Annotated in this window: 19 protein-coding genes; 8 read left to right on the forward strand and 11 right to left on the reverse strand. The window is 70.7% G+C overall.

Annotated features, from left to right (window positions below; all coding sequences use genetic code 11):
* Window positions 1-2: 2 nt before the first annotated feature.
* Window positions 3-401, forward strand: coding sequence for a DUF6463 family protein (locus KCH48_RS31210; RefSeq protein ID WP_210578581.1), 399 nt, complete (start codon window positions 3-5; stop codon window positions 399-401).
* Here the strand turns inward: KCH48_RS31210 and KCH48_RS31215 are convergent, their stop codons facing one another.
* The 4 genes from KCH48_RS31215 to KCH48_RS31230 are packed head-to-tail and all read right to left on the reverse strand — an operon-like array spanning window position 402 to window position 6,658.
* A complete protein-coding gene (locus KCH48_RS31215; protein WP_210578583.1) occupies window positions 402-3,533 on the reverse strand; it encodes a family 78 glycoside hydrolase catalytic domain in 3,132 nt (1,043 codons plus the stop codon).
* A gap of 32 nt (window positions 3,534-3,565) precedes the next feature.
* A complete protein-coding gene (locus KCH48_RS31220) occupies window positions 3,566-4,837 on the reverse strand; it encodes an ABC transporter substrate-binding protein (RefSeq protein ID WP_210578596.1) in 1,272 nt (423 codons plus the stop codon).
* 55 nt (window positions 4,838-4,892) lie between these two features.
* Window positions 4,893-5,714, reverse strand: a complete 822-nt coding sequence (locus KCH48_RS31225; protein ID WP_210578606.1) for a carbohydrate ABC transporter permease — start codon at window positions 5,712-5,714, stop codon at window positions 4,893-4,895.
* On the reverse strand, window positions 5,711-6,658 hold the full coding sequence (locus KCH48_RS31230) for a sugar ABC transporter permease (protein ID WP_307841001.1): 948 nt from the start codon (window positions 6,656-6,658) through the stop codon (window positions 5,711-5,713). Before KCH48_RS31230 ends, KCH48_RS31225 begins: the two co-directional genes overlap by 4 nt.
* A gap of 328 nt (window positions 6,659-6,986) precedes the next feature.
* Between KCH48_RS31230 and KCH48_RS31235 the strand changes: the two genes are divergently transcribed.
* Both KCH48_RS31235 and KCH48_RS31240 read left to right on the forward strand, forming a co-directional pair.
* Entirely contained in the window at window positions 6,987-8,027 is a 1,041-nt protein-coding gene (locus KCH48_RS31235; RefSeq protein WP_210578610.1) for a LacI family DNA-binding transcriptional regulator, read from the forward strand.
* Window positions 8,028-8,198: 171 nt separating this feature from the next.
* Entirely contained in the window at window positions 8,199-9,584 is a 1,386-nt protein-coding gene (locus tag KCH48_RS31240) for an MFS transporter (protein ID WP_210578612.1), read from the forward strand.
* 55 nt (window positions 9,585-9,639) lie between these two features.
* Here the strand turns inward: KCH48_RS31240 and KCH48_RS31245 are convergent, their stop codons facing one another.
* The 4 genes from KCH48_RS31245 to lnt form a co-directional block, all read right to left on the reverse strand.
* Window positions 9,640-11,586: a GAF domain-containing protein gene (locus KCH48_RS31245; protein WP_210578615.1), complete on the reverse strand. Its 1,947-nt coding sequence runs from the start codon at window positions 11,584-11,586 to the stop codon at window positions 9,640-9,642.
* A 76-nt stretch (window positions 11,587-11,662) separates the two neighbouring features.
* Window positions 11,663-12,463, reverse strand: coding sequence for a 3-hydroxybutyrate dehydrogenase (locus KCH48_RS31250; protein ID WP_210578625.1), 801 nt, complete (start codon window positions 12,461-12,463; stop codon window positions 11,663-11,665).
* A 54-nt stretch (window positions 12,464-12,517) separates the two neighbouring features.
* Window positions 12,518-12,997, reverse strand: a complete 480-nt coding sequence (locus tag KCH48_RS31255; RefSeq protein WP_210578627.1) for an NUDIX domain-containing protein — start codon at window positions 12,995-12,997, stop codon at window positions 12,518-12,520.
* Window positions 12,998-13,054: 57 nt separating this feature from the next.
* Entirely contained in the window at window positions 13,055-14,665 is a 1,611-nt protein-coding gene (gene lnt / locus KCH48_RS31260) for an apolipoprotein N-acyltransferase (protein ID WP_210578629.1), read from the reverse strand.
* A gap of 240 nt (window positions 14,666-14,905) precedes the next feature.
* On the opposite strand from lnt, the gene KCH48_RS31265 reads away from it, so the two are divergent.
* Window positions 14,906-15,973 carry an O-antigen ligase family protein gene (locus KCH48_RS31265; RefSeq protein ID WP_210578632.1) on the forward strand — a complete coding sequence of 356 codons (1,068 nt, stop codon included), beginning with the start codon at window positions 14,906-14,908 and terminating at the stop codon, window positions 15,971-15,973.
* 28 nt (window positions 15,974-16,001) lie between these two features.
* On the opposite strand, the gene KCH48_RS31270 is transcribed toward KCH48_RS31265, so the two are convergent.
* Together KCH48_RS31270 and KCH48_RS31275 are read right to left on the reverse strand one after the other, a co-directional pair.
* The gene (locus KCH48_RS31270; protein ID WP_210578644.1) at window positions 16,002-16,550 is read right to left on the reverse strand and encodes a hypothetical protein; all 549 of its coding nucleotides are present in this window, start codon (window positions 16,548-16,550) and stop codon (window positions 16,002-16,004) included.
* Window positions 16,551-16,656: 106 nt separating this feature from the next.
* On the reverse strand, window positions 16,657-17,442 hold the full coding sequence (locus KCH48_RS31275) for a glutamate racemase (RefSeq protein ID WP_210578647.1): 786 nt from the start codon (window positions 17,440-17,442) through the stop codon (window positions 16,657-16,659).
* Window positions 17,443-17,499: 57 nt separating this feature from the next.
* Here KCH48_RS31275 and KCH48_RS31280 point away from each other — a divergent pair, with 57 nt between their 5' ends.
* On the forward strand, window positions 17,500-18,675 hold the full coding sequence (locus KCH48_RS31280; RefSeq protein WP_307841002.1) for a glycosyltransferase: 1,176 nt from the start codon (window positions 17,500-17,502) through the stop codon (window positions 18,673-18,675).
* A gap of 7 nt (window positions 18,676-18,682) precedes the next feature.
* On the opposite strand, the gene KCH48_RS31285 is transcribed toward KCH48_RS31280, so the two are convergent.
* Entirely contained in the window at window positions 18,683-19,927 is a 1,245-nt protein-coding gene (locus tag KCH48_RS31285; RefSeq protein ID WP_210578653.1) for a TerD family protein, read from the reverse strand.
* Between the two features lie 304 nt (window positions 19,928-20,231).
* On the opposite strand from KCH48_RS31285, the gene KCH48_RS31290 reads away from it, so the two are divergent.
* The 3 genes from KCH48_RS31290 (at window position 20,232) to KCH48_RS31300 (ending at window position 22,330) form a co-directional block, all read left to right on the forward strand.
* A complete protein-coding gene (locus KCH48_RS31290) occupies window positions 20,232-20,669 on the forward strand; it encodes a DUF6643 family protein (protein ID WP_210578656.1) in 438 nt (145 codons plus the stop codon).
* 42 nt (window positions 20,670-20,711) lie between these two features.
* Window positions 20,712-21,545 carry an MOSC domain-containing protein gene (locus KCH48_RS31295; protein ID WP_210578659.1) on the forward strand — a complete coding sequence of 278 codons (834 nt, stop codon included), beginning with the start codon at window positions 20,712-20,714 and terminating at the stop codon, window positions 21,543-21,545.
* A 179-nt stretch (window positions 21,546-21,724) separates the two neighbouring features.
* The gene (locus KCH48_RS31300) at window positions 21,725-22,330 is read left to right on the forward strand and encodes a hypothetical protein (RefSeq protein WP_210578662.1); all 606 of its coding nucleotides are present in this window, start codon (window positions 21,725-21,727) and stop codon (window positions 22,328-22,330) included.
* Window positions 22,331-22,462 lie beyond the last annotated feature (132 nt).

Consider the following 22,462-nt stretch of genomic DNA (forward strand, 5'->3'; position numbering starts at 1 on the left):
CGATGACCCGGTTGATACCCCGACTGGTGATCGGACTGACCGCAGTGCACTTCGCGGTCGCCCTGATCGCCTCCAGCACCTTCGACGACATGGCCCGCGACGGACTCTGGAACGCCGTCCCCGGAAACCCGCAGCGCGAGTACGAGATGTGGTTCTTCCTGGCCGGCTTCGGCCTCCTCGCCCTGGGCACACTCAGCCAGCGCATCGTCCATGACACCGGCAGGCTTCCGGCCCAGCTGGGCTGGTACCTGCTGGCCATCGGCATACCGCTGCAGATCCTCTATCCCGTCTCCGGCGCACCCGGCCTGATCGCGCTCGGGGTGCTGGCCCTGATCGCGGCCAGGCGGGACAGCGCTGGGGAGAGCCGTCGGACACCTCCTGTCGACACCTACCGACCGTGATCAGTGCCCGTAATCACTCTCGCCGGTCGGGAGATCGCGGCTGGTGAACGTGTGCCTCCCCGATCCGACGACATGGCTGGAGCCGCCGCCCGTGGGCATCCGGACCTGCGCTGTGGTGTTCGGCGGAAGCTCGACGTCGAGGCGGAAACGGCCGTTCCTGCGGGTCCACCGCGCGGACACCACGCCGTACGGTGTGCGGTAGCTGCCCTCGGCGTGGGTGAGTCCACCGACCGGGCGGGGGTCGATCACGAGCTCGCGGTAGCCGGCCTTGCCGCGCGCCTGGCGGATGCCGACCAGGCCGCTGTGGAACCACTCCTCGATCTGGAGCAGGATCATGTGGTTCTTGGAGTTGCCCATGCCCCACTCTTCGGGAACGGTCGTCAGGCCATGGGGATTGGCGGTGGTGGGGGCCATGAAATAGCCGTAGCTCGGGCGGGTGTCCTCTTGGAGGACGTCCCACAGGACGTCGTCGCGGCCGCCTTCGTGCAGCGCCCGGACGATCGGCGCGAGGCCTATGGTGCCGCCGCTGAAGTGCGGTCCGCCCCCGAAGGGCTGGTGGGCACGGACCAGTTCGACCAGCGCGTCGAGGACCCTCCCCCGCTCGCCCTCCGGTACCAGTCCCTCGTCCAGCGCGAGCGCCTGCGCGGCCTGGGTCGCCCCGGCACCGCCTTGGCCGCCCTCGGCGGTGTAGCGGCCGAGGCTCGCGTTGTAGAAGGCGTCGTTGAAGGCGTCCTTGATGTTGGCGGCGAGGTTGCGGTACTCGGCTGCGTCGGCGTCGCGCCCGATCAGCGTTGCCATCCGGGCCATCCGGTCGGCGATCTGGTGGTAACCCCAGGTTCCGGTGATGCGGCCCGAGGTGTTCTCGCCGGCGATCCAGTCGGCCAGCGCGGCGTTGACGAGGTAGGCGTCCGCGCCGATGCCGGCCTTCCTGGTCCTGATGTAGTTCAGGAAGGCCTGCATCTGCGGGTAGTAGCGGCTCATCGTCTGCGTGTCGCCGTACGTCTCGTACAGCAGCCAGGGCACGAGGATGATGCCGTCACCCCAGTTGATCTCGTCGCCGAACCGGCCGGTGTAGCCCCAGTCGTAGACCGGGGCCTTGAGCGCCACGTTGCCGATGTTGTCGCCGGCCCTGGACTGGCCCTCCGCCAAGTGCCGCTGCATGGTACGCAGGTAGGCCGCGTATCCGAAGGCGCGGTGGATGGATCCGAAGGGCTGGACGTAGTCGGCGGGGTAGGCGAGCTTTTCGCGTCCGGGGCAGTCCGTGAAGGTGGACATGGTGTTGCTCATGATCGAGTAACGGGCCATGCGGTGAATGCGGTTGATCCTGTCGTCGGAGGTCCGCACGGAGCCGGCCTCCGGCACGTCCGCGTGGATCTGCAGGCCGGTGACGGTGTCCCGGGTCGGTACGTAGCCCTCGGGCAGGCCGGTCACCTGGAGCCACTGCATGCCGAAGTAGTGGAACTGCGGGTGCCAGCTCTCGCCGCGCTCGTCGCCGTATGTCGTGTAGGAGGCGAAGACGTCGGTGCCGCGGGCGGCGCTGCCCCCCATGATGGACGCCTGGTTGACGGTGCCGTCGGCGTTGAGCGACTCGGCGGGGTACAGCATGGCGGTGGTTCCGGCCGGGAGCGGGCCGTCGAGCCTGAGCAGCGGCCAGCCGGCGAAGTTCTGCCCGAAGTCGAAGACCCACACGCCGGGTTGGGGCTGTGTGACGCCGACTGGGTGGAGCGTGTCGGCGACCTTGAGCGACTCGGCCACGCGCCAGACCAGTTCGGTGGTCAGGTTGGGTGGCGGGGCGATTCCTGCGCCGGTCCAGCCCATGGGCGTGCCGTCGCGCCGCCGCGCCACCGCGCCGAGGTCCGCCCCGGAGGCGGTCCAGGCAGGCTGCTCGCGTCGGGCGTCGTAGTCGGAGCCGGAGTACCAGTTGGCCGTGGTGGTCGGACCGAGGGCCGTCCGCCACGAGCCGTCACTGACGACGGTCTGGACCGTCCCGTCGGCCTTGGTGATTTCCAGACGGGCGATCAGGCGTGGCGTGACGGCGGCGCCCGCGCTCGGGTCGGTGCTCGCGAGGGAGTTGCCGGAGGCGGTGACGGCGGCCCCGCTCTCATGTCCCGAGGTGAGGCCGGGGTGGAAGCTGATATCGGCGCTGCCGATCGCGGTGATGGTGCGTGACTCCAGGCGCTCGCCGTCGCCGGTGTCGATGTTGACGGTGCCGCCGACGTGGTAGCCCGCCACGCTGCTCACGTTGATGGTGGTGGCGCCCTGGGCGGCGGGCGCGACGAGGGTGCCGCTCCCTTTGAACTGGCTCTGCCACCAGCTGTACGGGGCGGTGCGGCCGGTGCTGGGATTCGTGACGGAGCGGGTCACCAGTGCCGTGCCGTGGCCCAGCTCGACGCCCAGGGTGTTGGCGCCAGAGCGGACGAGGCGCGTGACGTCGTAGACCCGGTACTCGGTGGAGAGCTGGTAGTTGGAATTGCCCGGAGCGAGCACCTCGTCGGTGACGGGCTCGTCGTTGAGCCGGGCCACATGCAGTCCGACGCCGGAGAGATACAGTCTCGCGCTGACGACCCTTCCGTCTGTTCGGAACGAGCGGGCGAACACGGGAAGCGGCTGGTCGGCGCTGCGGCCCGGGTACTCGATCCAGCGGGCCTCGCCCCAGTCGGAGCGCTTGAGGAGCCCCGCCTCCCACGAGACGGACCGGCTCCACGGCGTCGTGTCCCCGTCAGCGCTCCAGACCCGTACCCGCCACACCACCCGCTCGCGCGAGGCCGGCGCGGGGCCTCGCCAGGCCACATCGGTCTGGGCTGAGGAGCGGACCTTGCCGCTGTCCCACAGCAGCCGGCCCCGGTCGAGATCCTTCTCCGTGCGCGCCGCGTGGATCTGGTACGCGGCCTGCGTCCACCCGGCACCGGCGCCGACCACCCGCCAACTCAGCCGCGGGGCAGGGTCGTCGACACCGAGAGGGCTGTCCTCGCGGCCGTCGACAGCGAGCCCGGTGACCCGCGTTCCATGTCTGTCTCCCTCCTCGTCGGCGTGGGCCGCCTGCACGGGGAGCCCGGCCAGTCCTACCGCGGAGACGGCCATGGTGCCGACCGCCTGTCTGCGGCTCACCTCGGCGCTGGGGATATCGGGCATGCCAGAACCTCCGTTGATTTGAACGTTTCAGGTCAGCTTCCGGCTTTGTAGTCGGCGTCCATGTCGCCGAGGAGCTTGTCGGGCGTGGACTGGTCGCTGAAGATCTCCTGGAGCCCGCTGAGCATGGTCTGCTGGACCTTGGCGTTGGGCCACAACTGGTCCATGAACGGGACCGTGCGGTCCGCCTGGATGAACGTGGAGAGTTCGGTCAGGGATGAGTCGACCGCATAGCCCGTGTCGGGGAGTGAGGGCAGGCCGCCCTGCTTCTTGACGAACAGGTTCATGCCCTCGGGCGACATCACGAAGTTCACGAACTTCAGGGCGAGATCCTCGTTCTTCGCCTTGGCGTTCACTCCGTAACCGGCACCCGCGGCAGCCGGGATGAGCGTCGCGGACGGCTCGTCAGTGGCCGGCAGCGCCTTGAAGGTGTACGTGCCCTGCGGGTTCTTCCCCTTGAGCAGGGCGATCACCCAGTTGCCCTGGATTATGCCGAGCGTCTTGCCGGTGGCGGCGAGGCCTTGGCTGGCTTCGTAGTTGGTGCCCAGCGGGTTCTTCTGGAAGCAGCCGGTCTTCTCCATGGTCAGGTACTTGTCCAGGGCGGTGGTCCACTGCGACTTGGCGAACGTGGCCTCACCGGCCTGCATCTTCTCGTCGAAATCGCGGTCGTCCCCGTACACGGTCGTGGCGACCAGGGCGTACAGGACGAGTTGGGTCACCCAGTTGTCCTGGTTGCCCAGCGCGAAGGCGGGAGTTCCCTTGGCTTTCGCGTCCCGGCAGAAGGCCAGCAGCTTCGTCCAGGTGTCCGGCGGGGTGAGCCCCGCCTTCTCCATGGCCTGCTGGTTGTAGACCGCGCCGATCCCGTTCTGCCCGAAGATCGCGTTGTACGTCTTTCCCTCGTACTGGGCGACGGTCTTGATCGCGTCGGGCATCTTGGCGGCCCAAGCCTGGTCCGAAAGGTCACGCAGGTAACCGGGCTCGGCCAGGACGTGGGTGGCGCCGGGGTTGCCGTTGCCCGGCCAGACCGACATCACGTCTGGTGCCGTGCCGGAGGAGAGCTGGGTGCGGATCTGCTGCTGGTACTGGTCGGCTCCGCTGGTGGTGTAGCGGACCTTGACACCGGGGTTGGCCTTCTCGAACGCCTTGACCACGTCCTCGACGGAGCCCTGGTCGACCGAGGCGAGCGTCAGGGTCTTGGAACCACCACCGCCGCCCGAGTCGCCCGCTTTGGTGCCGCCGCTGCATGCGGCGAGGAGCGCGGTGGCTGTCACCGCGGCCAGCAGGACCGCCGGTGTACGTGTCTTCATGATGTCTCCCTCGAGGAAGGGGCCACGGCCGTGGGTGTCGGGCGGGTGTCGTGAGTCATCCCCGCAGCCCTCCCGCGAAGCCGTTGATGATGCTGCGCTGCAGCAGGAAGTAGACGATCAGGACGGGCAGGATGCTGATCACCAGGGCGGCGAAGATGAGGTTCCAGTCGGTGACGTACTGGCCGACGAAGCCGGCGATCGCGACCGGCATGGTCTGCTGGGCGCTGCCGCTGAGGTACAGCAGCGGGGTGAAGAAGTCGTTCCAGACCGCGACGGTGTTGAGCACGAGAGCCGTCACGGTGACCGGCTTGAGCATCGGCAGCACGACGTGCCGGAAGCCCTGCAAGGGTGTGCAGCCGTCGATCAGGGCGGCGTCCTCGAAGTCGCGGGGCAGGGCGCGCAGGAAACCGACGTAGAGGAAGACGGTGAAGGGCACCTGCAGGCCGGAGTAGAAGAGGACCAGGGCCCAAGGGGTGCCGAGCAGCCCCATGTCGCGCATGGTCTGGTAGAGCGGCAGCGAGGCGAGCTGGAAGGGCAGGACCAGGCCCAGGAGGACCAGCAGGTAGGTGCCGCGTGACCAGCGGGCCGTGACGCGGGCCAGTGGATAGGCGGCGAGCGAGGAGACGGCCAGCACGATGGCGACGCTGCACACCGTCACCAGCACGCTGTTGCCCAACGCGCCGCCGAGCGCGCCCTGTTGCCAGGCCTGCGAGAAGTTGTCCAGGGTCGGGGAGGAGGTCGGTTCGATGGGCGAGGACGTGTCCGACGTGGGTCGCACCGCGAGGTTGACGAGGACGTACACGGGGAAGCCCACGAAGAGCGCGGCGGCGATCATCGCCAGTTCGAGGGCGAGCGTGCGGGGACGGTAGCGGTTCATGACACGGCCCTCTCGTTGCGGGACAGCAGCAGGTACTGACCGCTGGACACGACCGCGACGATGATCGTCAGCACGACTGCGAGGGCGATGCTGTAGCCGAACTCGCCCAGGGTGAAGGCGTCTTTGAAGATCAACGTCGAGATGGTGTCGGTGGCGTGCCCGGGCCCGCCGCCCGTCAGCGCGTAGACCTGGTCGAAGAGTTTGAGCCCACCGATGATCGACAGCATCAGGTTGACGGTGAACGCGGGAGCCAGCAGCGGCCGGGTCACCGACCAGAAGCGCCGTACAGGACCGGCTCCGTCGATCTCCGCGGCCTCATGGATCTCCTTCGGCACCGACTGCAGCCCTGCCAGGAAGATGACCATGGAGTAGCCCGCGAACTGCCACACGATCACCGCGACCACGGACCACAGCGCGAGGCTCGGACTGCCCAGCCAGTCCTGGCGCCAGCTGCCCAGTCCCACCGCGTCCAGCAGGCTGTTGACCGCCCCGTCCGGGCCGAGCAGGTTCCGCCACAGGTAGGCGGTCACGATCGGAGTGATCACGGCCGGGGCGAACAGGAACACCCGCAGTACGTTGCGGGACTTGATGGCCGCGTTGACCCCGAGAGCCAGCGCAAGACCCAGCGCGTTCTGGATGACCGTGATCGACACGGCGATCAGCAGCGTGTGCCAGATGGCCTGCTGGGCATCGGCGTCGCCGACCATGTCGGCGAAGTTGTCCAACCCGACGTAGGAGAAGTCCGGGTCGAGGCCGTCCCAGTCGGTGAAGGCGTAGTACACGCCGCGCACGCTCGGCACCAGGACGACGAAGGCGAACAGCAGCAGTGCGGGCAGTGCGAACCACCAGGGCGGGTTGTTGCGGGGGCGGTGCGCCTTGGCCACCGGCGTGGTGCGGGACGTGCGGTTGTGGTCCGTCAGTTGCTCGTGCGGGGCCAGGGTCACAGGCGGACCTCTTCCTTGAAACGTTTCAAAGAGTGGCGCGATCAGAGCTTCGGGAGACTCGACGCCGTACGGCGGCCGGCCGGCTGTCATGTCTTGGGGATGTGGTCCGGTACCGAGTACGGATGGCCCGATCCCGGCTCGTGGGTAACGTTGCCCACAGGGTGCTGCCAGACCCTAGAGAGCGTCCCGCATGACGTCAAGATGCCGCGCAAGCTGCGCTGCTGTTACGGCGACAAGGGCGGCTCGACCCTGAACATCGCCTTACTGAACTGCGCCTTCGTCCGTACACTCTGCGGCAACGTTTCCCACTACGCCGGAGGGCGCCCGGATGGAGCCGCCAGCAGCGCGGCGCCGCGTCACGATCGTCGACGTCGCGCGTCACGCCCAGGTGTCCACGACCGCTGTGTCCAAGGTGCTGCGCAACGCCTACGGCGCCAGCCCCGAGATGCGCGCGAAGGTGCGCCGGGCGATCGACGAGCTGGGCTACCGGCCGCTCGCGGCCGCTCGGGGGCTGCGCGGACAGACGTACACCATCGGTGTGATGCTGCCCGACATCCGCAATCCCTTCTTCCCCGAGATCCTCGACGGGATCACCGGTTGGCTCGCGGACACCGACTACCAGGTGTTCCTGGGGCCTGGCGGCTGCAATGACGAGAAGGCGGAGGCCCGCGTCACGGAAGCCATGATCGATCGCGGGATGGACGGGCTCATCCTGATCGCGCCCATCTCACCGCGCGCCCATCTCGAGCACGTCGCCTCCGCCGTCCCGACCGTGGTCGTCGGCCGGCACGGGCACTCCCCGGTGTACGACGCCGTCACGGACGACGACGTGGCAGGCGCGTTCCTCGTCGTCCGTCACCTCGCCGGCCTCGGGCACCGCCGGATCGCCCACATCGAGCACCACGAAACCGACCCGACGCGCATCGCGGAGATGCCCAACGCCCAGCGCGCGGACGGCTATCGGCAGGCCATGCGGTCCGTCGGCCTCGCGGACGAGATCGACATCGTCTCCACCAGCTACACCCAGCAGGGCGGGTACGAGGGCGCGAAGGAACTCCTCGCCCGGCCTCTGAGGCCCACGGCGGTCTTCGCCGGCGCGGACATCGTTGCCATGGGGGTGCTGGAGGCGTTCACCGAAGCCGGGCTGTCCGTTCCCGGTGACATCTCGGTGGCCGGCTACGACAACACGACCTTCGCCTCCTTCGGCCCGATCTCGCTCACGAGCGTCGACCAGGCGGGCACCGAGATCGGCACGAACGCCGCCCGCCTCCTCCTCGAGCGGATCACCGACCGCCAGAAGGCATCGACACAGGTCAAGCTCTCCCCCACCCTGGTGCCGCGCCGGACCTCCGCTCCTCCTCCGGCGTAAACGGCGGCGTAGACGGCTGGGAAGCCCGCCGGGCCCCACGCGCGGGCATGGTGGTCCGACGCATAGCCACGCCCCGAACTATGTTGCCCCACCACATGTGACCCTGACCTGCACCTTCCTACGGTGTGCCAACACGTACCCGTCCCCACCGCACACGAGGAAGTGGCGCACATGGCCTCCGGAACCACCGCTCCACCACCACCCGCGAACCTCAAGCGCATCGTCGCCGCCAGCCTCATCGGCACCACCATCGAGTGGTACGACTTCTTCCTCTACGGCTCAGCCGCCGCTCTGGTCTTCAACAAGCTGTTCTTCCCGGACTCCGACCCGCTCGTGGGCACGCTGCTGTCGTTCCTGACGTATGCGGTCGGATTCGCGGCTCGTCCGCTGGGCGCGCTCGTCTTCGGGCACTACGGCGACCGGCTGGGGCGCAAGAAGCTGCTGGTGCTGAGCTTGTTGCTGATGGGTGGGGCGACCTTCGCGATCGGGCTGCTGCCCACGCACGCGACCATCGGCAGTGCCGCTCCGGTGCTGTTGACCGTGCTGCGCCTGGTCCAGGGCTTCGCGCTGGGCGGCGAGTGGGGCGGGGCCGTGCTGCTGGTGTCCGAGCACGGTGACGCACGACGTCGCGGTTTCTGGGCCTCGTGGCCGCAGACGGGGGCGCCCGCAGGGCAGCTCCTGGCCACCGGTGTGCTGTCCTTCCTGACAGCGGTGCTGTCGGACAGCGCGTTCGGCAGCTGGGGGTGGCGGATCCCGTTCCTGCTCTCCGGTGTGCTGGTGATCGTCGGTTTGTGGATTCGTCTGTCTGTCGACGAATCGCCGGTCTTCAAGCAGGCGCTGGCGCAGGCGGAGGCCCGCAAGGCGACCCCGGACGCGGCGGCCGAGAAGCTGCCGCTCGTCTCCGTACTGCGGCACCACTGGCGCGATGTGCTGGTGGCGATGGGCGCACGCATGGCGGAGAACATCAGCTACTACGTCATCACCGCGTTCATCCTCGTCTACGCCACCACCTCGGCCGGCCTCTCCAAGCAGACCGCGCTGAACGCCGTGCTCATCGCCTCCGCCGTGCACTTCGCCGTGATTCCGCTGTGGGGCGCGCTCTCGGACCGGATCGGCCGCCGGCCCGTGTACCTGCTGGGCGCGGCCGGAGTCGGGCTGTGGATGTTCCCGTTCTTCTCGCTCATCGACACCGGCGGCTTCGGCAACCTGATCCTCGCCGTGACGGTCGGCCTGGTGCTGCACGGGGCGATGTACGCGCCGCAGGCCGCCTTCTTCTCCGAGATGTTCGCGACCCGGGTGCGCTACTCGGGTGCCTCCATCGGCGCCCAGTTCGCCTCGGTCGCGGCGGGCGCGCCGGCGCCGCTGATCGCCACCGCGCTGCTGTCCGACTACGGCAGCTCCACACCGATCTCCCTGTACGTCATCGGCGCGGCCGTCGTGACGATCGTCGCCGTCGGCGTGGCCAAGGAGACCCGCCATCGGGACCTGTTGGATGTCGAGCCGTCCGATGACGCGGAGCCCGCGGCGGCGCCTCCGGCGGACGCGCGTACCGCCTGATCGACCGGCGGTGCGGTGAGACGGACGGCCCCGTGCGCCCGTGCGTGCGGGGCCGTCACTTCGCTGCCGCTGCCGACAACCGGTGCAGCCGCAGGGCGAGTTGGATCTCCAGGGCACGGGCCGGGCTCTGCCAGTCGTCGCCGAGGAGACGCCCGACGCGCTCCAGGCGCTGGGCCACCGTGTTCACATGGACGTGGAGATGGTCCTTGGTGCGAGCCGGGCTCATGCCGCAGGCGAAGTAGGCGTCGAGGGTGCGCACAAGGTCGGTGCCACGGCGTTCGTCGTAGGCGACCACCTGGCCGATGGTGCGGTCGACGAAGCCGGCGACGTCCCGGTCCCCGGCGAGGAGGAGTCCGAGGAATCCGAAGTCCTCCGCGGCGGATCCGTCGCCGTGGCGGCCGAGCAGCCGCAGCGTGTCGAGGCAGCGGCGGCCTTCCTCGTAGGCGGCGGCCACCGCGTCCGGGCGGGCGGCGAGATTCGCCACGGCGGCGGAGGCGCCGACGGTGACCGCCTCGTGGACGGCCGTGCCGAGGTGTACGGCGGTGCGGCGGGCGAGTTCGGTGGCGGTGTCCCCCTGGTCGAGGGGCAGCAGCAGGACCGTGCCGCCGTCTCGGGCCGCGGCCAGTCCGTGCCGGGTGGCGGCCAGGTGGGAGGCGGCGGCCCACAGGCGCCGGCGGGCGGCTGCCTCCTGGTCGGCGTCGGCGGCGACGCCGTCGAGGCGGGCGGCGAGGACCACATGGGTGGCGTCGAGGTCGGCCTGCAGTCTCGCCGCACGCTCGCGCAGCAGGCGGGGGTCTCGGTCGCGGGCGTCCAGGAGGTCGTCGAGGAGTTCGCCGCGGACGCGCTGCTCGGCCTCGGCGGCGGAGCGCCGGGCGAGCAGCAGCAGGGAGGTCACCGTCGCGGCGCGCTCCAGGGTGCGCTGGTCGACGGGGTCGAGCCCGGGATGGCCGCGCAGCACGAGCGCACCGAGCAGTTCGCCACCGGCGGCCACGGCGGCGATCCAGTCGCCGGCGTGCCGCACGGCGTGTCCTTCGGACCGGGATGCCTCCAGAGCCTCGGCGGGTGCGGCGGACGCCTCGGTGAACTGGACGGTTCCGTCGAGGACTTCGGAGACGGCGGCCGCCACGTCGTGGACCCCGCCGCCGCGCAGTACGAGTTCGGCGAGCCGGTCGTGGACCTCGGAGGCGCGCTCGATGACGCCGCTGCGGTCCTGGATGATCTCGTTGGCCTTCTCCAGGCCGGCCAGGGCCGACCGGGTCTCGGCGAGCAGGTTGGCGGCGTCGATGGCGGCCGCGGCGAGCGCGGCGAAGGAGCCGAGCAGCGCGATCTGCTCCCGCTCGAAGACCCGGGCGCGCCGGTCGGCCGCGAACAGGACACCGATCACATGGTGCCCGAGCATGAGCGGCACCCCGAGGATGGCGACCAGGCCCTCGTCCCGCACACCCGCGTCGATGGTGACGGTGTGCTGGAAGCGGTCGTCCTTGAAGTAGTCCTCGGTGACGTACGGCCGGGCCGTCTGGGCGACGAGGCCGCCGAGCCCCTCCCCCATCCCGAGCCGCAGCTGCTGGAAGCGGGCGGCGACCGAGCCCTCGGTCACCCGCATGTAGGTGTCGCCCTTCTCCGGGTCGTTCAGGCTCAGGTAGGCGACGTCCGTGCCGAGCAGGGAGCGGGCGCGCTGCACGATCGCCTGGAGGACGGCGTCCAGGTCGCGCAGGCCCGCCAGGTCGTGGGCCGTCTCGAACAGCGCGGACAGCTCCGCCTCGCGTCGGCGCCGTCCCTCCAGCTCCGCGCGTACCCGCAGCGCGGTCAGCTTGGCCCGCTCGAGCGCGGCGATCCACTCGGCGGGGCGGCCCTCGGCGCGGGCGAGGAGCACCGGCTGCTCGTAGGCCTCGGCCGAGGCACCGCGGGCCAGCAGCTCGAGGAAGGGTGCCTCGGCGCTGCCGACGGTCGCTCCGGCACCGGTGGCGGAGCGTTCGGCGGACTGCACGTGATCGCGGGACATGGTCACAGGATTCCCCATCGCACCGTCGCCCCGTCAGCCCTGTGGACAACCCGGCAGGCCTGCGGCACCGGCTCGCTCAGTGGGCGGTCCATCCGCCGTCGAGGACGAGGGAGGTGCCCGTGACGAAGGATGCCTGCGGGCCGCACAGATACGCCACGGCCTCGGCGACCTCCTCCGGTTCGATCAGCCGTTTCACCGCGCTGTCCTGCAGCAGCACCTCGGACAGCACGCGCTCCTCGGGAATGCCGTGCGCCCGGGACTGATCGGCGAGCTGCTGCTCGACCAGTGGGGTGCGCACATATGCGGGGCACACACAGTTCGAGGTGACGCCATGTGCCGCCCCTTCGAGGGCCGCGGTCTTGGACAGGCCTTCCAGTCCATGTTTGGCGGCCACATAGGCCGACTTGAAAGCCGAGGCGCGCAGCCCATGGACGGAGGACACATTCACGATGCGGCCCCAGCCCTGTCCGTACATATGGGGCAGGGCCCCGCGGATGAGCCGGAACGGTGCCTCCAGCATCACGGTGAGTACCGTGTGGAAGACGTCCGGCGGGAACTCCTCGATGGGGCGGACCAGTTGCAGCCCGGCGTTGTTGACCAGGACGTCCGTGCCCGCCGCGGCGAGTTCGGCGGCGTCCAGGTCGGTGAGGTCGAGGACATGCGGCTCGACCGTGCCCGCCAGGCCCCGGGCCCCTTCGGCGAGCGCCTCCAGGCCCTCGGCGTCCCGGTCGACCGCTCTCACCTTGGCCCCGGCCTGCGCCAGCCGCAGCGCGCAGGCGCGGCCGATGCCGCCGGCGGCGCCGGTGACGAGGGCGGTACGGCCGCCGAGGTCGAGCGAGGGAGCGTGGGGTCCCGTTAGGGCGCTGCTAGCCGTCATGGCACGACCCTAGGCAGCACCGACACGTCGCCACATGTGCTCAGCACCCATACTTCAGCTGGAGCTCATAGGGTCGAACCATGTGGGTGCGTCCGACAGTGCCTGCTTGATCCGCAGCAGTCCGAACTCGTTCAGCTCGGGCAGGGCGTCCACGTCGAACCAGCCCACCTCCAGCGACTCGTCGTCGTTGACCCGCGCCTCACCGCCGACGGCCCGGCAGCGGAAGGTGATGTCCATGTACTGGCAGATGTCGCCGTTGCCATAGGTGACCGGATCAAGCGCCTGAACGAGAACGACCCGCTCGGCGACGCACCGCACGGCGGTCTCCTCGTGGACCTCCCGCACCGCACAGGCCGCGGGCTGCTCCCCCGGGTCCGGGATGCCGCCGATCACCGACCACCTGCCGGTGTCGGTACGACGGCCCAGCAGCACTCTGCCCTCGTCGTCGAAGACGATGGCGGTGACTCCGGGGAGCCACAGCAGTTGTTGGCCGGCCGAGGCCCGGATCGCGCTGATGAAGTCAGGAGTAGCCATGCGACTGACCCTAACGGGCCCGGTCGCTCACCCCGGGGGCGTTACGACGGCGTACGCCTACACGTCACGAGCGCGTCGCCCGCGCACACCGGCCCCGACGGCCCAGCCGAGCCCGCCCGCGGCGAGCAGGACCAGGGCGATCTCCGGGAGGATGCCCAGCTTCGTGGCGGGCGTCTCGGAGGAGCGCAGCGGCACCTTCTGGACCAGCGAGTCGGCGACGAACATGCCCGTCCTCTGAGTGATCTTCCCGTCCGGCATGATGATCGCGCTCACCCCGCTGGTCACCGGCACGGTGACGGTCCGGCTGTGCTCGACAGCCCGGACGCGGGACATGGCTAGTTGCTGGTAGGTCATCTCGCTGCGGTCGAAGGTCGCGTTGTTGCTCGGTACGGAGATCATCTGCGCGCCGTCGGTGACCTCGGAGCGCACGGCCCAGTCGAAGGCGGCCTCGTAGCAGGTGACCAGGCCGACCTTGGCGCCGTCCATGGTGAACACGCCGGGCTCGCTGCCCCGGCTGAAGTCCTGGCGGACCATGCTCGTCCAGTCGCTGTTGATGGCCCCGATGAGCGAGCGCAGCGGCAGGTACTCGCCGAACGGCTGGATCTGCCGCTTGTCGTAGGTGTCGATGGGGCCCTTGACCGGGTCCCACAGGATCTGCTCGTTGAGGAGCTTGCCGTCCCGTTCCACGACGCCTCCCACCGAGATGGGCACGCCGATCGCCTTGGCCGCCCGGTCGATGACGGCTCGGGCGTCGGCGTTGGCGAACGGGTCGATGTCCGAGGAGTTCTCGGGCCACAGCACGAAGTCGGGCTGAGCGATCTTGCCCGCCTTGACCTCGGCGGCCAGCCGCTCCGTCTCGCGCGCGTGGTAGTCGAGCACCGCCCGCCGCTGGGCGTTGAACTCCAGCCCGGCCCGAGGCACGTTGCCCTGGATGGCGGCGACGGTCGCGGTGCCGACCTCGGCCTTGTCGGTGACCAGCGGCCGGGCGGCCACGGCCCCGAGCACCGGGACGGCGACGCTCAGCACCGCGAGGGCCGCGGCGCCACGCCGGACAGCGCGGGTGCGTCGAGTCTCCAGCGACAGGCGTACGACCTCGTACAGACCGAAGCCGCTCAGCACGACCGCGAAGCCGAGCACCGGGGTGCCGCCGACCGCGGCGAGCGGTAGGAAGATCCCGTCGGCCTGGCCGAACGCGATCTTGCCCCAGGGGAAGCCCTCGAACGGCGCACGCGCGCGAGCCGCTTCCGAGGCGATCCACACGGCGGCCGCCCACACCGGCCACGCGGGCAGCCTGGACACCGCGGCGATGCCCGCGCCGGCCAGAGCCACGAAGAGCGCTTCGATGACGACCAGCGCGATCCATGGCCCGGGGCCGACCTCCACGCCGGTCCACACCAGCAGCGGCAGCAGGAAGCCGAGGCCGAACAGGTAGCCGAGGCCCAGGCCCGCCTTCCAGCTCCGGCCGCGCAGCACCCAGCCGAAGACCGCGAAGGCCGGCAGGGCGAGCCACCACAGGGTGCGCGGCGGAAAACTGACGTACAGCAGCACTCCGGAGAGCGCCGCGACGGCGGCCGGAACGAGGCGCGCGAGGCGGGCTCGGCGTGAGGCGGGCGCGTTCTGCGGCTGCAGTTGGTCCGACTCGTCCACGGAGGTTGCGGTGACGGTCACTCCGGGAGTGTACGGCGGGTGACCTTGCCGCCGACAGCGCGGTCCACGGGACGGTACGGGCGTTCTCCCAGCTCGGGCGCCGCATCGTTCCCGCACAACTCGGCGCAACTCATCCACAAATCGTTCATCAGCCGTTACGGTGTGCCGGAGCCCCTGTCGTGCGACCGCTCCAGTCGGGACGGCCGGGGTACGTCACAGGTCGGGGGACCGGGTTCGGGGGGCGGGGTGGGTTCCACGGGGATGACGTCTGCGGCCGGTCCGGAGGAGGTCGGCGACAGGCGAAACGTTTCGGACGCGGCGGGTGTCGCGGCGCTCGGGGCCTGCGCGGTCTGGTCGCTGATCACAGCCACGGTGCATGGCGGTCGTCCCGAGGGTGTGTTGCTCGCCATCCTGGCGGTGGCGGCCGGCTATGCCGCGGGGCGGATCTGCGGGGCGCTCCTGCCGGTCGCCGCGCCTTGTGCCGCGGCGCTGGCGGGACTGGCCCTGACGGTGGCCGTTCCGCACCTGGCGCCCGGGCCCGAGATCGTCGCGCCGCTCGGTCACGCCGGCGCCACCGCCGCGGTACTGATCCTGTCCGCCGGCTCCGCGTGCTGCGCGGCGTGGGCCGCGTCGGCTCCGCCGCTGCGGCTCGCCCTGCGCGGGCTGGCCGCCGGGATCGCGGTGACCGCGGCCGCCCTCGGCTCGACCACCGGTTTCGTCCTCTGCGTGGCGGTGCTGCTGTGCTCGCTCGCCGCGGGCCGGATGCAGCGCCGCGGCTTGGGTATCGCAGGGCTGGGCCTGGTGACGGTCCTGGTGACAGGGCTGCCCTGGGCGGTGGCCGGGAACGCGGTCCCGAACGGGTTCGCCGTATACCTGGAGGGTCAGCTGACCCGGCACCGGATCGAGCTGTGGCACGACGCCCTGCACATGGTCCGCGAGGATGCCGCTGTGGGCGTCGGGCCTGGGCGTTTCGGTGAGCTCAGCACGACGGCCACCCAGACGCTGCTGTCCGACGGCAAACCGCACTCCGCCCCGCTGCAGCAGGCGGCCGAACAGGGTGTCGTAGGCGTGGTCCTGCTGGCGGTCGTCTTCGGCTGGGTCCTGTACGCCTTGTGGCGCACTCCCCGTTCCACTCCGGTCGCGCTCAGCGCGGGCGCCGCACTGACCGCGCTGGCGGCGATCGCCGCGGTCGGCAACGCGTTGAGCTTCACCGCCGTGTCCGTGGGCGCCGGCCTGCTGGCGGGCCTGGCAACGGCACGCCCGCTCACCGACGAGCCATCTCAGCGGACCTGGGACACCCGCCCGCGCGGTGACCGCCTGACGCCATGACGCCAAGGAACAGTCCGCGCGCGTGAGGTCAGTGCACCGGTCCGGGCGCGTTCGGCCGCAACCGGGCGCGAATGGCTCGTACGGCGGCCTCCGCGTCGTCCACCGTGATGGTGAACGTATGGCCGTCCCACAGCCGCAGCACCACGCCCTCGCCGCGCCGTACGACGACCGCGGTGCCCTTCTCGGGCCGCCAGCGGTAACCCCAGCCGCCCCAGTGCCGCGGGGTGATCTGCGGGTCGAAGTCGGCGCCTGCGACATGGGTCAGTGGAATGCGGCGACGGGGCACGCCCATGTGGCCGCAGCGGACCTCGACGCACTCCTTGTCGAGCTTCAGGTCGACGTGGACGAAGGCCAGGGTGCCGAAGAGAACCAGCAGTCCCGCGGCGATACAGCCGACGACGGCCATGACGAGCGGAGCGATACCCGATGTCCATGCCGAGTCGACGGCGAGCTCGATACCGAGTGCCATACAGCCCGCCCCGACGAGCGCCAGCAGCCACTGGAACCGGTTCGTGGCACGTCCGGTCCAGACGTCGGGGTGGTGCGGATCGTGCGCATCACGGGGGTGGTCCCTCATGGCTATGAGGTTACTCAGGTTTCGCTCCGCGGGTACCGCGTCGCACAGGGTGACTGCGCCAGGCGGACGTCCGCCGGAGCAAAGGCGTCGGTTTTGGGCCGGTCGGTCACCGGGCGGGGCTGATCGCCTGGAGCTGCCGGCCCTCCTCGTAGGCCAGGGCGGGCGTGGGCAGCGCGCCCTCGCGTCCGCTCAGCAGCACCGTCAGGGTGCCGTTCGCGGCGGCATCCGGGGCGGGCAGCTCGCCGATCCGGCGCAGCGCCTGGGCGGCGACCGCTCCGGCGGAACCGTGCAGGACGAGCGGCGGGCGGCCGGGGCGCTGCACGGCGGTGCGGATGCGTTCGGCGACCAGTTCGTAATGGGTGCAGCCCAGGACGACGGTCGTTACATCGTCGGGGGTCAGCGCGGCGGCCGCGGCGACGGCGGCGGTGATGGCGGCCTCGTCCGCGTGTTCTACGGCCTCGGCCAGGCCGGGGCAGGGCACCTCGGTGACCGTCACACCGTCGGCGAAGTCCCGGATCAGGCCGCGCTGGTAGGGGCTGCCGGTGGTGGCCGGCGTCGCCCAGATCGCGAAGGGGCCGCCACCGGCCGCGGCCGGCTTGATCGCCGGGACGGTGCCGATCACCGGAATGCCGGGCTCGAGCAGGGCGCGCAGGGTGGTCAGCGCGTGGACGGTCGCGGTGTTGCAGCCGACGATCAGGGCGTCGGGCCGGTGGGCGGCGGCCGCCTCGGCGACGGCGACGGCGCGCTCCGTGAGGTCCTCGGTGGTCCTGGGCCCCCAGGGCATGCCGTCGGGGTCGAGGGAGAGGACGAGATCTGCGTCGGGTCGCAGACGCCGTACCGCGGCGGTGGCCGCCAGCAGACCGATTCCGGAGTCCATGAGCGCGATCTTCACCCGGCCACGATAGACGATGGGCCGTATGGCACCGGAGCGGTGGGGCAGACTGCGCGGGTGAGTGCCATCGCGTGGACCGCCGCCGCATCACTGGTCGCCTGGCTGTGGCTGCTGCTGGGCCAGGGCTTCTTCTGGCGTACGGACGTACGCCTGCCGTCGCGTCGCGAACCGGCCAACTGGCCCGCTGTCTGTGTCGTCGTCCCGGCCCGGGACGAGGCGGCCGTACTGCCCGAGAGTCTGCCGTCGCTGCTCGCCCAGGACTATCCGGGGCGGGCGGAGGTGTTCCTGATCGACGACGGAAGCACGGACGGCACCGGGGAGTTGGCCCGGGCGCTGTCCCGGCGGCACGGCGGGCTGCCGCTGACCGTCTCCTCGCCGGGTGAGCCGCCCGCGGGCTGGACCGGCAAGCTGTGGGCGGTGCGCCACGGCATCGGCCTGGCACGCGCGCGTGACCCCGAGTTTCTGCTGCTGACGGACGCCGACATCGCCCACGCCCCGGACAGCCTGCGGGAGTTGGTCGCGGCAGCGCACGCCGGAGGTTTCGACGTGGTCTCCCAGATGGCCCGGCTGCGGGTGGCGAGTGCGTGGGAGCGGCTCGTCGTGCCCGCCTTCGTGTACTTCTTCGCCCAGTTGTATCCCTTCCGCCGGATCGGCAAGAAGGGGTCGCGGACGGCAGCCGCGGCGGGCGGCTGTGTGCTGCTGCGGGCCGAGGTGGCCGAGCGGGCCCGGATCCCGGACGCCATCCGGCACGCCGTCATCGACGATGTGGCACTCGCGCGTGCCGTCAAGGACGGCGGAGGTCACATCTGGCTGGGGCTGGCGGAGCGGGTGGACAGCGTGCGCCCGTATCCACGGCTGTACGACCTGTGGCGGATGGTCTCGCGCAGCGCGTACGCGCAGTTGAGGCACAATCCGCTGCTGCTCGCCGGTACGGTCGCGGGGCTCGCGCTGGTCTATCTGGTGCCGCCCGCGGCCCTGCTCTGGGGACTGGCCGCAGGCGATGCGGGCGCCGCGGTCGCCGGTGCCCTCGCGTGGCTGCTGATGACGGGGACGTACATCCCGATGCTCCGTTACTACCGGCAGCCCCTGTGGTTCGCGCCGCTGCTGCCGTTCACCGCGTTCCTGTATCTGCTCATGACGGTCGATTCCGCGGTCCAGCATTACCGGGGGCGCGGCGCGGCCTGGAAGGGGCGCACCTACGCACGTCCGGGCGCCGTCCCCGACGAGGGCTGAAGCCCTGTCACTTCCTTCCGGGCGTCCAGTTCATGCCCCATCCGTAGGCGTAGTCGACGGTCCGCTGCGGACTGACCCCGCGCTCCGGTACCAGGTAGCGAGCCTCGCGCTGGACGACCAGGTCGCTGCCGGTGTTCGTGATGAGGACGAGGGCGCACACCGTCGAGGGGACGGTGCACTCGTCGAGCGAGAAGTCGATCGGGGCGCCGTGCTGCGGAGTGAGGGTGACCGTGGCGTGCAGGTCGGCGAAGGAGCGCGCGCCCTCGTAGACGGTCACGAAGATGAGGATGCGCCGAAAGGCCTCTTTGTGGTCGAGGTTGACGGTGAGGTTCTCGCCACTGGCCATGGCGCCGGTGCGGTCGTCGGCGTCGAGGTGGATGAAGGGAGGCTGGTGCAGCGCGCCGAAGGCGTTTCCCAGGGCCTGGACGACTCCCTTGCTGCCATCGGTGAGTTCGTACAGCGCGCACAGGTCGAGGTCGAGGTCGGAGTGCATGGCGACGGCACGGCCCAGCTTGCTGGCCCAGCCGGAGAACTGCTTGCGCACCTCCCAGTTGAGGTTCACACGCATCGCGCCCGAGGTGCCGCCCTGCTTGGTCAGCGACACCGAGGGCGACGCCTTGGTCAGCGTCACCTTGCTGAGGCTGACCGGTGCCGCGGGGGGCGCCGCAGGAGGGGGTGGCGGCGTGGTCACCGGGGTCGCGACGGGCGCCGGCGGAGTGGGGGCGGCCTGCTGCGGCTCGTCGACCGTGATGCCGAAGTCCGTGGCGAGGCCCTCGAGTCCGCTGCCGTACCCCTGGCCGACGGCGCGGAACTTCCAGGCGCCCTGGCGGCGGTAGAACTCACCGAGCACGTAAGCGGTTTCTACCGTCGCGCCCGTGCTGTCGAAGCGGGCGACCACGGTGTTCTGGGCGGCATCGCGGACCTCGATGTAGAGGTCCGGCACCTGTCCGAACGTACCTCCGTCGACGGATGCGGCCAGGACCACCGTCTCGATCGCGGGCTCCACGCGCGCGAGGTCGACCAGGAGACTGTCGATCACCAGGCCGTCGGCGTCCCGCTTGCCTTCGTGACGCACCGCGCCCGAGGAGTGCGCCGGCTGGTTGTAGAAGACGAAGTCGGCGTCGGACCGGACCTTTCCGCCGACCAGCAGCAGTGCCGACGCGTCCGCGTCGGGCACTCCCGGGCCGGAACGCCGGCCCAATTCGACCCGCAGTGCTGTCGTCGGCACCGGAGCATTCGATCCTTTAGGCATTGACATGTCCGCCCCCATCACGAGTCACCGTGCCAGGTCGTCATGCCCCGGCAGCCCATTGGGTTCTGTCCCACTCGACCAACCTATTCTCCAGCACGGCCAACTCCCATGAGGAGGGCAGGAAGATCGCTGTCCAACCGCCGGTAACCTGCGCGGAACTCGGCCTTTACGGGATCCGAGCCCTCACCACCGCCCCTTTTTGCCAAGTTCGCTCGCATTGGGGATCCCGCGTCACGGCCGACACGGAAAACAACCCTCTTATCGGTCTCCCCAACCAGCACATCGTGGGCTTAACTTATGTGCCATGACCTCCCCCCGCTCCACTTATGGCGGCGGCTACTACTCCGCCTCCTTCCCGGACACTCCGATCTACGACAAGCTCGTCGCCGAGCGGGGTACCCCGCAGATCGCACCGATCCGGGTCCCTGCGGCGTACGACATGCCGGGCAACCACCTGCCCGCGCTGCCGTCGGCGCTGCCGGCTCTCCCGGCCGCACCGTCCCAGCCCTCCTACGGCTACCCGCAGGCGCAGCAGCCGGCTCCGCTGCAACAGGCACCCGCGGCCTACATCCCGCAGCAGGCCGGCGCGCCCCGCGGCTATCCCGGTCCGCAACAGCAGCAGCCGCGCCCGATGGCGCCCGGCACGGGCTACGAGGCGATGCGCCCCGCGGCTCCCCGGCCCAACCCTGCTCCGTACCAGGACCCGTACAACAACCAGCAGTACCGCGGCGGCGGCTACTGATCCTCTAGCGGAGCTGTCGGTTCCGGCTGGCACGATGGGGCCATGGGGAACGCGCAGCTGCAGTCGATTCATGTTCATCCGGTCAAGTCGGTCCGGGGCCAGTCGCCCCGGGAGGCCCTCGTGGAGCCTTGGGGCCTGGCCGGAGACCGACGCTGGGCGCTGATGGACGACGGGGGAAAGGTCGTCACGCAACGCCGGCAGCCACGCCTGGCGATGGCCGCCGCCGAGCTGGTGCCCGGCGGCGGCGTTCGGCTGTCCGCACCCGGTATGGATCCGTTGACGGTCGCCGTCCCGGAGCCCATCGGCGCGGTGACGATGGAGATCTTCCGCGACAAGGTCGACGCGTTTCCGGCCGCCGACGCGGCGGCGCACGCCTGGTGCAGTGACTATCTCGGCGCCGAAGTGCGCCTCGTGCACATGGACGCCCCGGCCACGCGTCGGCCCGTCGACCCCGAGTACGCGCTGCCGGGCGAGACCGTCACCTTCGCCGACGGCTATCCGCTGCTGCTCACCTCGGCCGCCTCGCTCGACGCCCTCAACTCCCTGATCGCCCAGGGCGATCACCCGGACGAGGGCCCCCTGCCCATGAACCGCTTCCGGCCGAACGTGGTGGTGTCGGGCACCGCCGCCTGGGCCGAGGACGACTGGTCACGCCTGGCCATCGGCGAGGTCGTCTTCCGGGTCGCCAAGAAGTGCGGGCGCTGCGTCGTGACCACCACCGACCAGGCCACCGCCGGACGCGGCAGCGAGCCCCTCCACACCCTCGGCCGGCACCGCCGCCTCGGCGGCAAGCTGGTTTTCGGGCAGAACCTGGTGCCCCAGTCCCGCGGCACGATCCGGGTCGGCGACCCGGTCAGGATACTGGACCGAGAGTGATCCGCTGCCGCCCGGCGGGCGGGAACTCGGCTCGGGGGGCGGCACGTTGGGATGGTGGGATTTCGTGAGAAGTTCATGAGAGGCCCGATCGGGGGTGATTTCGCTCTCTCTTTGACCGGGCCCCCGCGTGAACGGCTCAGCCGGGGGTTATCACGGAGCGGGAAGGGGGTGCGGGAACCGTGCGAACCATCAGCGGACTCTGGCGCTGGCGGCACAACCCGCTGCGCCGCACGACCGATCTGGCCGAGGCCTGGGCCGCCCTGGTGGCCCTGCTGCTCATCCTGATCGCCGCACCCGTGGCGGGTTGCGTGATCGGCGGTGTCGCTCAGGACGCGCTCCAGCAGTCGGTCCGGGACCAGCGCGAGTCGCGTCATCCGGTGACGGCGACCGTGGTGCGCAAGCTGAACGGCTCCGCGCTGGAGGCCGACCCCGAGACCTCGCCCGCGCGGGACACACGCAGTCGCGTCCTCGCCGACTGGACCGCCCCGGACGGCACCGCGCAGCACGGGCCGGTCACGGCCCAGCTCGAAGACCCGCAAGCGGGCGACCGCTTCATGCTCTGGACGGACGCCCACGGCCGCGTCATGGCCCGCCCCCTGGACGCCGCCACGGCGACGACGCACGCGGTCCTCGCCGGATTCGGCGCCACCCTGCTCACCGCGGGCATGGTCGACGGCTCCAGGCGGCTGATCGTCTGGCGCATGGTCCGCCGCCGGTACGCCCGTTGGGACCAGGCATGGGAGCGAGCGGGCCCCGACTGGGGCCGGACCGGCACCGGCAGTTGACGGCCTTCCGGCTCTGGTCAACCCACTGCCTGCGCGCACGCTACGGTGGACCGGCCGAACTCTCTTCGGCGTCAACCCGCGCGCGAGCGAGCCGCAGGGGCGGCTGAAGCGCCCCGACGGCGAACGAGCCAT

The organism is Streptomyces sp. GESEQ-4 (assembly GCF_017948455.1).
GTDB lineage: Bacteria > Actinomycetota > Actinomycetes > Streptomycetales > Streptomycetaceae > Streptomyces.